This window comes from Flavobacterium aquidurense, from assembly GCF_001404985.1.
Taxonomy (GTDB): domain Bacteria; phylum Bacteroidota; class Bacteroidia; order Flavobacteriales; family Flavobacteriaceae; genus Flavobacterium; species Flavobacterium aquidurense_B.
Genome location: NZ_JRLF01000006.1, coordinates 387,208 through 399,963, shown reverse-complemented (window position 1 = coordinate 399,963; position 12,756 = coordinate 387,208). Strand labels below are relative to the sequence as shown.

The 12,756-nt window shown below is 33.8% G+C and carries 9 protein-coding genes; 7 read left to right on the top strand and 2 right to left on the bottom strand.

Going from position 1 to position 12,756, the window contains the following annotated elements; all coding sequences use genetic code 11:
* Window positions 1-17 precede the first annotated feature (17 nt).
* Window positions 18-1,319, bottom strand: coding sequence for a hypothetical protein (locus tag RC62_RS03445; RefSeq protein WP_055092637.1), 1,302 nt, complete (start codon window positions 1,317-1,319; stop codon window positions 18-20).
* A gap of 441 nt (window positions 1,320-1,760) precedes the next feature.
* On the bottom strand, window positions 1,761-2,381 hold the full coding sequence (locus RC62_RS03440; RefSeq protein WP_055092635.1) for a hypothetical protein: 621 nt from the start codon (window positions 2,379-2,381) through the stop codon (window positions 1,761-1,763).
* Between the two features lie 306 nt (window positions 2,382-2,687).
* On the opposite strand from RC62_RS03440, the gene RC62_RS03435 reads away from it, so the two are divergent.
* From RC62_RS03435 to RC62_RS03405, 7 genes are all read left to right on the top strand, one after another.
* Window positions 2,688-3,266 (top strand): RNA polymerase sigma factor, encoded by a 579-nt coding sequence (locus RC62_RS03435; protein WP_055092633.1) that lies wholly within the window; start codon window positions 2,688-2,690, stop codon window positions 3,264-3,266.
* Window positions 3,267-3,486: 220 nt separating this feature from the next.
* On the top strand, window positions 3,487-4,341 hold the full coding sequence (locus RC62_RS03430; RefSeq protein ID WP_055092631.1) for a FecR family protein: 855 nt from the start codon (window positions 3,487-3,489) through the stop codon (window positions 4,339-4,341).
* Between the two features lie 150 nt (window positions 4,342-4,491).
* Window positions 4,492-7,734: a TonB-dependent receptor gene (locus tag RC62_RS03425; protein ID WP_055092629.1), complete on the top strand. Its 3,243-nt coding sequence runs from the start codon at window positions 4,492-4,494 to the stop codon at window positions 7,732-7,734.
* Between the two features lie 430 nt (window positions 7,735-8,164).
* Window positions 8,165-9,466 (top strand): hypothetical protein, encoded by a 1,302-nt coding sequence (locus RC62_RS03420; protein ID WP_055092627.1) that lies wholly within the window; start codon window positions 8,165-8,167, stop codon window positions 9,464-9,466.
* A 67-nt stretch (window positions 9,467-9,533) separates the two neighbouring features.
* Window positions 9,534-10,385, top strand: a complete 852-nt coding sequence (locus RC62_RS03415; protein WP_055092949.1) for a T9SS type A sorting domain-containing protein — start codon at window positions 9,534-9,536, stop codon at window positions 10,383-10,385.
* A gap of 58 nt (window positions 10,386-10,443) precedes the next feature.
* Window positions 10,444-11,232 carry a hypothetical protein gene (locus tag RC62_RS03410; RefSeq protein WP_055092625.1) on the top strand — a complete coding sequence of 263 codons (789 nt, stop codon included), beginning with the start codon at window positions 10,444-10,446 and terminating at the stop codon, window positions 11,230-11,232.
* A 63-nt stretch (window positions 11,233-11,295) separates the two neighbouring features.
* The gene (locus RC62_RS03405; RefSeq protein WP_055092948.1) at window positions 11,296-12,654 is read left to right on the top strand and encodes a S41 family peptidase; all 1,359 of its coding nucleotides are present in this window, start codon (window positions 11,296-11,298) and stop codon (window positions 12,652-12,654) included.
* Window positions 12,655-12,756 lie beyond the last annotated feature (102 nt).

Sequence of the window (12,756 nt, the reverse complement as noted above, 5' to 3'; positions counted from 1 at the left end):
AATACTTAGTAAGCGGTTTATATCGCAGTAATTTTTACAGAACTGGCTTTATCATTAAAACTTCCCAAGCAACTGTTATTTCCTGTTATTACAACAGATTCTCCGCCAAAATTATCGTTTTGATACATGGTAATCTTGTATCCGTTTTCCAGGCGTACAGAAGATAAATCATCATTTACAATGCCATATGATTTTAGCTGTGCCAGGGTATAATTACCGGCAGGCAAAGCGATTGCATAACCGGTATAATTACAATTTTGGTAAACCGTTACAATACCTCCGGCTGAAGCATTGTATTTATTATCAGTATAAGTACGTGAAAAGTTACCAACGCCATCAAAATAATTATCAGCTAGTTTTGCAGGATCCGTTGCAAATTCCCCGCCTTGTACGATTGCATCATTTCCATCATTCCATGCCCACGGAGCATTGGCTCCGCCAGTTTTAAAATCATTTCCTGTAAATCCTCCCGCCGGGCTGGAAAATAATTGGGTGTTAAATCGCTGATCCCACAATCCTCCGGTTTCAAAAATATTCACAAGTTTGTATTCTACATAGTTATCATAATTATCAGCTGGTATTTGTGCCACTCCGCTTGCTGATGGGTAATAGATAATTCCGTCTCCATCTATATCGTGCTGAGGCCATGCTTTAAGACTGTGTCCCTTAGCATCTTGTGCGGTAACCGGATGCAATTCTCCGTTATAGTCTCTCATTTGTAATGTTCCATCAATACTTTCCAATCCGCTTACAAAAGAACTCCCGGATGGTACATACGAAAAAAAGTCTGAGTGGCTTACTGTAACAGCTCCTTTTAAGGCACCATAAACAGATCCGTCTTTTTCTACAATCATTAATACCCCTTCTAAATCATTTTCATGCTGGTCTAATTGGTACAAAAGCGGGTTATCTGTCCAATCTCTTGGAGAGAAAAAAGCATAAGTAATAAACCAATGTGTATTCGATTCGACTATCGAATAGTAGCAATGTGCCGCTAAAGAATTTGCATAAGCAGGTAGATTGTTCCAGTTGTTTTCGCCATTCCAGTCATTGTCGTAATTAATTGCAGTAAGGTAATCTGATTTTCCTCCTTCGGCATAAGTTCCCGTAGCATCTACATCTTTATAATGAATAGGCGCCCATCTTCTTGCCAAATCAGAACTTGCGGCAATACTTACTTTTTTAAAATTTTGCTGTACTTCTGCCACAGGTGCAGTTTCTGCTTCCTCTAATGTGGTATCCTGACAGGAAAATGTAATAACGGATAACATCATAATTAAGACTTTGCTTAATACCTTTTTTCGATTCTGTTTTTTCATAATTCTAGTTTTAATTGTTTATAACCTATTTATATTCATTTCAAGTAATTATCAGCAGAAAAACTTTTTTCTTAAATGGACAAATCAGTTGGTTTTTGAATTATAATTCTTACTGGTTATAAGTACCTTAAAAGAGAAATCGTACTATCTTATAGGTATTATAATACCGTTAACAAAAAGTTAACAGGATTAAGATTATTTGTTATGGCTAAAGTCAATAAAATCGATACTGCAAATTGAGTATATATTGCAGCTTTGTTGCGTGAATAAACAAGTTATAACACAAATCAATAAGCGAAGAAGGATATGTTACCAATAAATTAAATTATAGTTAACCGCTTGTGTGCTTTTCTGAACTGGAAGGAAGAAAAATGGAGATGAATGTATATTACAGCTTTAGATCCATCTGTATATTGTGCATAAAAAAGCCCGACTGCAAAGTCAGGCTTTTGTTATAATCAATTTTGAATTGGGGTTTTTCCAGTGGGTTTCTTTATTTTCTAACTTCTTAAATTTATTATTTTGAAGTTTTATTTTTTTGATTTGATTCAGAGATTCATTGACCAGATTTTTTATTTCAAAATAGGGGACATTATGAATTGAAGTAACAGAATTTTTTATTTTTTCGATATAATTTCCGGCGTCAATTAAATCTGTTTCGAGATTTTTTAAAATATTATTTTCAATATTTTTATTTTTCTTGTAATAGTAGATACAAGTATGAAGATCTTCAATTTGACCTTTTAAATCAAATATGGCATTTTTTGAAATAGCACGTCTGTAATAATTTGAAAACTCTAACGGATTATCTTCAATCAATTTATCAAAATCTTCGATTGCCTGAGAATGCTTATTTAATTTTTGCAGACATTTTGCTCTTAATTTAAAAACTTTTAAATCGAATCCGGAATTAACTGAATGATCAAAATATAATAAAGCTTCACTAAATTTATTGGACAAATAGAGTTCTTTCCCTCTTTTTAAATTTATTAATTCCTGTTTGGAATTTGATTTAAAAAAGATATTCTTAAGTTTTATTCCCAAGTCGTTAAACCATTTCATATTCTAAAATTTAGACGGTTAGAATTTTTGTTTATGAAATTAAAAGAAATTTAGGGGATTTAAATTTAATTATTTTTTTTTGAATATCACCTATTACAAATTCAAATAAAATTTACTTTTCTTTAATAATGAAGATATTAATTTGAAAAAAAACGAAATCAATCTATAGAAGTAGTGGTTCAGCATTAATGAATTCATAAAAATAGCGCAATATTAATAAATTATTAAATGACCATTTCGCAAAAATATCAAAAGAGGTTTGTTATACTTTTGTAAGGGTCTTCTTTAACAATTTAAAAGTATATTATGAGTTCTAATTTGCTAATTTGCTTACGTGCAGGAGATGATTCCAGCTTTAAAGAAATCTATGATTTGTATCATTTTAAAGTTTTTTGTTTTGTTAAAAAATATACATCTCAACTTGCAGATGCTGAAGATGTAACACAAAATGTATTTATTCATCTCTGGAAATACAGAACAAAATTAGATCCGGGAGTAGATATAGAAGCAATTTTGTTTAAAAGTTCAAAACAGGAAATTTCAAAATGGTATAAAAAACAAAATAAGATATTTTCTGTAGAAAACGATCAGCTCATTAAGGAACTTGATACGGTATCAGAAACAGAAGAAGATATCACTGCAAAATTAGAGCAAATAGAATATCTCTTAAATAAAATACCTGCAAAAAGAAGAAAAATATTCAGCCTTCATAAATTTGAAGACCGAAGCTACAAAGAAATCGCAGCCGAAATGGATATGTCGCAAAGTGCGGTAGCGAACCAAATCTCGAAGACATTGCAATTTCTTAAAAAGAATGCTGTAAAAAACCATGAACTCTATTGGTTTGCCTTATTTTTTATTAGCCAGTCAGAGTTAGTATCGTAATTCCGCCTTAATTTTTATGTTTTATATCAACTCTCTGTTTGCGCTATTTTATGTAGTGTAACAGCTTATTGTACTTAAAAATCAAGGCAGGCATAATGTGCATTTACATTAAGAAAACGTTAATAGTAATGTTGCCCCATGATATTTGACAGACTGAAAATCTAATGTAGTTGAATCGATAGATTTTACCTGAGTTTTAAATATTAAATGTCAATTGTAAATGGGATCCAGAAAATTAAAAGAAGAATGGAATGCAATACCTAACAGAGGAATTCTTCCGGATGAAACTAAATCACGTATGTGGAACAACATACGAAATGTTACCATTGATAAGTATAAAAGTTTTTATAATTGGACAGCGGTTGCCTGTATTGTATTTATTTTTTCGATTACAAGTTATCAGATTTTTACTCAGCTTAATAAAAATAAGAATCAAATTGAAATCATAGCAACAAAAACCTTCGATAATGATATCCGGCTTTTATGTTTATCAGACGGAACACGGGTTTGGCTGAATGAGAATTCTGAAATTGAATATCCTGTTACCTTTTTAAAACACGAAAGAACGGTAACTTTAAAAGGAGAAGCTTTTTTTGAAGTAAAACGTGATCCATCGAGACCTTTTATTATTACTTCAGGTGCCATAAAAACAACTGTTTTAGGAACATCTTTTAATATAAATGCATACAATAACGATAAACCTGAGGTAAATGTAAGAACCGGTAAAGTACGGGTTGAAACCGTACAGAACATGGTTTTGCTGGAGAGAGGTTACAAAGCAGTTTACGGCGCAAAAACGTCGACGTTATCAAAACAAAAAACAACTGTATTAGAGCCTGAATGGAAAAAGGTCCTGATTTATGTCGACGGATTAACACTGGAGGAAGTTCTGGACAAACTAAAGACAGATCATCAGTTTGAGGTTAGTTATCTTAATAAAGATCTAAAAAACCTGACGATACAAGGAACGCTTGATACCAGACAAGGTTTATATGAGATGCTTCAGACTATTGCATTTGCGCTTGAAATCAAAATAAGATCTACAGGCAATAATACCTATTTGATCAGCAAATAAACAATACTAAATTTTAGAAAAACGATTGTGGCTTAATCAGGCAGGAAATACCTGCTTGTTAGGCGACAGGATAACTGTAGCATTTACAGAACGATATTGACCCAAATTAATACGATTAAAATAATTCAAATAAACTAACAATCATCAATTATGAACAATGACTTTTCGAGGCAATTTGCCTTTTGGATTTTATTTTTTGGCTTTTTCTGCGGAATAAATACTATCTATTCTCAAACCGGAACGGTATCGGTTGATTTTAAAAATTCGTCACCACAAAAAATCATCGATAACTTAAAATCCCGTACACCTTATCAATTTGTTTATCAAAAAGATCTGGATTTGAGCCTGCCATTAATTACACTTAAAAAAGATAATGTTTCGATAGATGAAATTTTAAATGATTTACAAAATCAAACCAACTTAAATTTTAGAAGAAACGAGAATAATATAGCCGTAAACAGTAAGGATTCCGGCAAAAAAAAAAAGAAAGGAAAAATTACTGGTAAAGTTGTAGATATCAACGGACTTTCGTTACCCGGCGCCAATATAAAAGTAGCTGAACTGGGTTTGGGAACTCAATCTGACATCGATGGTAATTATGTTCTTGAATTAGAACCGGGCGACTATACGGTTGAGATTAGTGTAATCTCTTTTCAAACACAAAAAATTACGGGAGTTAAAGTTCTGGAAGGTATAGAAACTCCATTAGTAGTTTCTTTAAAAGAGGATGCGGAATCGCTGAAAGAAGTAGTAATTGTTCAAAATTACAAACAAGCAACTGCATCAGTACAGGGAATGTTGCTGCAACAGAAAAAAGCAGCGCAGTTTTCTGATGGTATTTCGGCAGAGCAAATTGCCAGAACGCCGGACAAAGATGTGGCAAGTTCGCTTAAACGTATCACAGGTGTAACAACAATTGACAACAAATATGTTGTGGTTCGCTCGATGGGAGAACGATGGAACCAGGCTGTAATGGATGGTATTACGCTGCCAAGTACAGATGCTTACCAACAAAACTTTTCTTTTGATATTATCCCAACGGCAATGGTAGAAAGTATTGTAGTTAGTAAAACAGCTACTCCGGATATGTATGCCAATTTTGCAGGAGGATTTGTAGAGATAAAAACAAAAGATATTCCTAAAGAAGATTTTACAAGTGTTTCTGTAAGTACTTCTTATAATAGCCGAAGTGTTTTTAAAGAAAGACTTACCAAGCAAGAAGGAGATTATGATTATTGGGGTTTTGATGACGGAAGACGTGATTATCCATCCAATCTGGCTTCTCTGGATGTGCCAACAAGCGAAGCGCAGTCCGGTCCTTTTATCGAACAATCGAAACGATTTACACAAGATAATTTTTCTACCTATAAAACTTATGCAGCACCGGGAACTACGCTTCAGTTTGCTATAGGACGTTCTTATCAGTTAAAAGATAATAATAAGTGGGGATTTGTAGGGTCTCTGATTTTTAAAAATACACAGGAAAAATTAGAAATCGAACATACCGAAAGAGGAAACTTTATGAGCAACTCTCAATTTGGTCAGGAAGGAGAAGAAGGCAGGGAATATTCCGTTTTCGAGAAATTCGGATTTAGAAACAGTGGTGCCAATTATTCGTATAACAGTACTTTGGGCGGAATGTTTAATACTGCGATTCAGTTAGGCAGCAATAAAATTACCATGCGTAATACCGCAATGCATATTTATAATAATCAACTTACTCAAATAACCGGATGGAGGGACAATGTGGGAGTTGAAGAAATTGTAAATGGTACAGCACTTCCTTATACATCTGAAACAAATTACCCTGTATATCAAACTTTTATTCAGAGTAAACTCGAAGGAAATCATGAATTTGGCAAATTAAAACTCGATTGGTATGCTGCTTATGGCAATATTACAAAAGACACAAAAGATGCTACTTTTATTGATACCTACAGAAAAAAAGTAGGTGATGACGAATTGCTTTATCATCAGGTTTATAACAGTACCAGCAAATTCCCGTTTAGCAGGGACAATTATACTAATGATGAAAATGATTACAACTGGGCTGTTAACTTAAATTATCCTTTCGACTTTAGCGACACTTTCACCAATACTATTAAGGCAGGTTATTTTGGTACCTATAAAAAAGCGACAAACCAGCAGGTATCAAATGCATTGGTTGTTGTAGGGCAGGGGACTAATGTGGATCGTGCAGATATATATGGACCACTTTCTGAATTACTCGACGGTTCTAAATATTATTATGGTGGTTTTGGCTGGAAAAATTACGGACGTTTTGGCGATAAATACGAAGGTGATGTCAAAATACATTCTCCTTATTTAATGTTAGACAACAAAATAAATAATTTATTCAGATTGGTTTGGGGCGTACGTGCAGAGAGTTATATCTATACTCAGATTGCAAGTCAGGCTGAATCTGCAAGTGATTTTATAACAGATCAGAAAGATGATAAAAAATGGCAATTTTTACCTTCTGCCAGTTTTATTTTTAGTCCAACAAATAAAATGAACCTTCGTTTAGGATACAACAGATCTGTGTTAAGACCTCAATTTGCTGAACGTGTAAGTATCCCTTATTTTGACCCGATTCGCTCAGCAAAAATTTATAACTATTCAAACGGAATGATTTCCAGTATTGCTGATAATTATGACTTTAAAATGGAATGGTTTCCGTCAGGCGGAGAAATTTTATCTTTTGGGGTTTATCATAAAAATATAGACAATCCTATTGAAGCTGTGGGTAATTATACGCCTTCAAAAATCAGGAACATCTACAATCTTAACTCAAATAATGCCAAATTGTGGGGAGTTGAAATGGAGTTTTACAAAAGCTTGTCTTTTCTGGGAGAAGGAGAAGCTCTTAAAAATATATTCGTTTACGGTAATGCAGCTTTCAATGATACAAAAGTAACGTCGTATGTAAACCTGGACGGAACAGGCGGTTTATATGAAGCCAACAGGCCATTATACGGACAATCACCTTATACCTATAACCTGGGATTAGACTATGTAGGCGAACGATTTGGATTTAGTCTTAGACACAACGCTATTGGAGATCAGTATATTCTGGTAGGATATGCCTACGAGTCAGAAGAAATAAGAATGCCATATGCCGTAACCGATGCTCAGGTTAGTTATAAATTTTTTAAGGAAAGAAATCTTGAATTGAAATTCAGCCTAAAAAATATGTTTGATGCCGGTATTGAAACCTACAACAATACCAATAGTTACTCGCATATCGAAGAGGTACCGTACGGTTCGAACCCAAGGGATCGTTACAGCCTTGGCGCTCACGCAACAGATAAATACGATGAAGATATAGATCAGGTTGTATTTAAGGCATGGAGCGGCAGAACGGCGTCACTATCTCTTAATTATAATTTTTAATCACAAATATCCAGAAGCAGAACAGTATAAATCTTAAACATTAAGAAACCGTTAACAATAAAAATCAGGGATGATATTTTAAAGTTTCAAAAGCTAATGTATATAGTTGTAAGTATTAGATTTCTTTTTTGTTTAGTGCATTAAATAAAAAACTGAGAAAATACTTTCGGATGGTCTTTTAAAATCGAAGCAAAAATTGTTTTTCTTTTTATGTGAAAATTTTAAAAGGATGGAAAGCGAATCTTCACTGCGATAAAGAAAACCTAAGAGTGAAAGAGCGATTTTAGGTATAAACCCCGATGGTAAAGCGGGATCGTTTATAGAAAAGGATCTTTACCAAAAAAGAGAAAGACCCAAGGAAAGATATTTTGCTGCTCTCTCCAAAGGTCTAGTTTGTAATAGCGGCAAATATAGCAATAATTAAATTATTATGAAAAATTTTTTTCTATTCGCAATGGTAGCTCTATTAGTGAGCTCTTGCCAAAATGATGATTCTTCTGCAGATTCTTCTTTTTCTATGAAGGCTTCAGGTGCTGATTACACAGGGTATCCAGCAACAGTTCAGACGGTAAGCGGTGCTATTACAACCAATACTACATGGACAAACGACAAAGTTTGGGAAATTGACGGAGTAATTACTGTAAAAGATGGTGCTAAACTTACCATTCAGCCAGGAACATTCATCAAGGCAAAACCTTTAGCTCCAGGAGTAGCAACAGGCGTACTTGTTATTACAAAAAGTGGTCAGATTGATGCTCAGGGAACTGCTGCTGCGCCAGTAGTTTTTACAAGTTATAATTTATTAGACGGTAATGCAAATACTGTAGCAGCTCCAGGAGATTTTGGAGGTGTAGTAGTATTGGGTAATGCTGAAGTAAACAATGGTTTGACTACAAATATTGTTGAAGGATTAGACGATCAGGCTAATTTCTCTGAATTCTATTATGGTGGTACAAACAATGCTCATAATGCAGGATCATTAACTTATGTACGTATCGAGTTTGCCGGACGTATTTTAGATACTGATATCGAAATCAACGGATTAACTTTTGCAGGTGTAGGTAACGGAACAGTAGTAAACCACATTCAGGTTTCTTACGGAAGAGACGACTCTTATGAGTTTTTTGGAGGTACTGTAAACGCAACTCATTTAGTATCATTTGCTGCAGATGATGATAATTTTGATTTTGATCTTGGTTACACAGGTTCAATTACAAAAGCTATTGCAATCGCTGACAGTAATTCTACGCATAGTTTAAGCGGAGGAAATCCAGATTCTAATGGTATCGAATTAGATAATAATGCAGGAGGAACTGTTACAACACTTATCACAAGACCGGTTATATCTCAATTATCAATTATTGGTGTAAGCTCTTCTACAGTAGCTGCATTGTATGAAAATGCAATACACGTACGCAGAGCTGGTAAAATATCATTGACTGATGCAACAGTAACCGGATATAAAACAGGAATTAGATGGGAATCTCCATCTGTACCAGGTGGTTCTACATGGTTAAGAGTATCAATTCACGGATTTGATAACCCGCTTTTACCTGCAGGAACAGTTTTAGGTGGTATTGGTAATGCTACATCTACAGTTAATCCGGCTACAAAATGGTCACTAAGCCAACCATTTTTTAATGATGGTGCTTTGAATTTTACAGGAACAACCGGAGCATTTAAAACAGAAGCCAATTGGACAAGCAACTGGACTAAGTTTACAAATTTTTAATTAGGTTAAATTATTAAAATTGGACATGGACAGAATATTTCTGTCCATGTTTTTAAAAATAAAAAAAATGAAAAAAAATCTACTTTTAGTATTATTTATTATGGTTTCAGCTGTATCATCAGCACAATTTACAGTTTGGGAAGATGATTTTGATGACGCTGATGCTTCAGACTGGATTTTGCTGGACAAAGACGGTAACGGAAGTAACTGGATTGCCAGAAAAAATATCAAACTTGACGAAAACAACGCTATTGTAGACGGTAATGCTTCTGTTTTAGGAACTTACAATATAGATTTAGCAACCGCATCACCATTAGAAACTTTAGAAGATAACTTAGCCATATCCCCGGTTTTGGATTTATCTTTTTATTCCGGAGCAGTATCACTGATTTTAAATGCACAACCAAGCGCGTACGACAGTAATCAGGAATTATCTGTATATGGATCAACCTCACCGGATCCGGCAACTTTTACACTTATTGGTAAAATTATGCTTGAAAGACTAACAATCGATGAACCTGAATTCAAGGATTATTCAATAAATATATCTCAGTTTTCAGGTCAGAGTACCGTATATATTGCATTAGGAAATAATACGACTACAGGTTTTATTGGTTATGAAATTGATAAAGTTTCTGTAAATGCCCAAGCACTTTTAGGACTTGATGATGTTGCGTCAGGAGCTGCGGTTTGTAAAATGAATCAGAATCCTGTTCAGGAATATTTACAATTAGAATTAGGAGAACAATTTCAGGCAGAAGAAGCCACTCTTAAGATTTACAATTTCAATGGCGTATTGGTAAAAGAGACTCCTTATAAAAAAGATAATTTAAGTGTTAGTGAGTTAGCACAAGGAGTTTATTTTCTTTTAGTATCAGATAATAATAGAACAGCAAAATTAAAATTCATCAAAAAATAAAATCGTGAAAGTTTGCAACTTTTCGATAAACCAGTTATTACAATACAAACAAAAGAATATGAAGAATATATTGACAAGGGTTTTAATTTTTACGATTATATTGGCTTTTTTCGAATCATGTGCCAATGATGATCTGACTTCTTTATATGGAAATGAAAAAAATCAGCCCGGAAAAGTAGTGATTATAGGATACAGTGCATTAAATGATTCGATACAAATAACAGTAAATGGCAAACCGGTAGAACTTGGAAAAGAGAAACGTACCGCTTTTGTCAAAAAAGTCGAAAAAGAGTATGAATTCGTATACCATGATGACGAGGAAAAAGTTTTTGAGTTTACCAGTAAAACAACAAAAGAACTGTTGAAAACCTACCGTTTTAATGCAAAAAAAACAAAAGATACCCTTTCATTCTACGCTAAAGAAAATATCTGGATTGACAACGTTGCTTCTTTAAAACCAGGAGTTTTAAAACAGCCTGGTTATAACGGTTATAGATTTATTTTCCCTACGCTTAACTTATATTCAAAAACAGGTTACACAGGAAAATTAGACGGAATCATACGCAAGCTTAATGGTCAGGTTTTGGGAGTTGTAGAAAATATAAGCAAAGATCAATTCAGTCCATTTATCGAGTTTCCGTTTAGTTCACCGCCAACAATTATAATGGAACTAGTAAAACACGGTACAACAGAATCGTATGTTCCGGGAAAGAAAATAACACTCAATATGACGATGTCTGTCAATAAATCAAAATTGATAATATTAGAAGAAAAAAAGGATGCCAATGGAGCTTTTTCAGGAGTAGACGGAATCCTGAACCTGGCAGATTATTTTGTTTTTAAGTAATTAGATTTCCTGTTGTTGCAGAAATAAAGCTAAATCCGGATCTATAAATTTCAAATGTTTCAAATGAAGAAATATCCTTCAGTTCTCATTTTGCCATTATTTTTTTTGGTAACTATTATTTTCTCCTGTACATCAGATGATCCTTCTGCGGCTTTTTATAAAGAAGGCTCAAATGAGTATGTCAATGACTGGATGTATCAGCAAATGAAAAAATATTACCGCTGGAGCGCGACAATGCCACAACAGAATGACTTATCAATGAATCCAAAGGAATATTTTGCAGGATTATTACAAAAGGATGACATTTATTCGTATGCATTACATCCTGCATTACCTGAAACAGCACCACAAAGCCTTAGACGAAAATTTGGATTTGACGTCTCATTTTTTGAGTTTGAAGGTAAAATTTACGGCGCAATTTTGTATGTATTAGCCGATTCACCCGCACAAAAAAACGGACTGAAAAGAGGGCAGCTCATTTCTAAAATAGACGGAACAATCCTGAATCAGGGAAATTACGACCGTTTGTATCAAAATATGATTGCTGCATCACAGTTAAAACTAGAGACAACTTCTTATACTTCACAATCCGGTTTTTCAGCATCAAAAGAAGTTTCGTTATTAGAGGGATATTCTTTTTTACAGCCCATTTCGTATCAAATAATCGAAGATAAAAATGTCAAAACAGGATATGTCGAAATTCCGCATTTTGATGTTGGACAAGCACAATCATTTCTTCCCGTTTTTCAGGAATTAAAAAGTAAAGGCATCTCAGAATTAATTATAGATTTAAGATATAATGGAGGAGGAGATATTGCGGCCGCAGCAGCATTAAGTATAATTTTAGCGCCAAATATCAAATCGGGTGATTTGTTTATAAAATTTGAAGGAAATGCCAACGGAGGCAATATAGACCAGTCCTTTTTGCAGGCATTACAAAGCAATGAATCCAAGGTAAGTTTTGATGCTTTACGCAACGTACATCCTGCAATAAATAAAGTCTATGTTTTATGCGGAAACCGTACCGCATCTGCCTCAGAACTTATTATCAATAATCTAAAACCGTATATGAATGTTACTACTATAGGAGAAAAAACATTTGGCAAAGATGTAGCCGGATTTCCTGTTGAAGATGACCGAATTCCCGGAACGAAAGGATGGATATTGTATCCTTCGATCTATAAATTATTCAATTCCAGACATGAAGGAGATTATTCTAAAGGAATTAATCCAACTATTTATACCAATGAACTTCAGGGACCAGAAGTTTTTATACTTGGTAATCCTTCAGAAATTTTATTAAAGACAGCATTAAATAACATACAAGGCAATACAGGTAAACAAAAAACAGCAACATTAAGATCATTACCGCTCTCTGTCATTACTACAGATGTTGATCCCTTGCTGCATATAATACCTTAATTTAATGCTATATTTTAATTTAAAAGATTTTAAGGACTATGCAGGGAATTGACAATAGGGAACATCGGAATTTATTGGATGTATTTTATAAATATGAGCAAA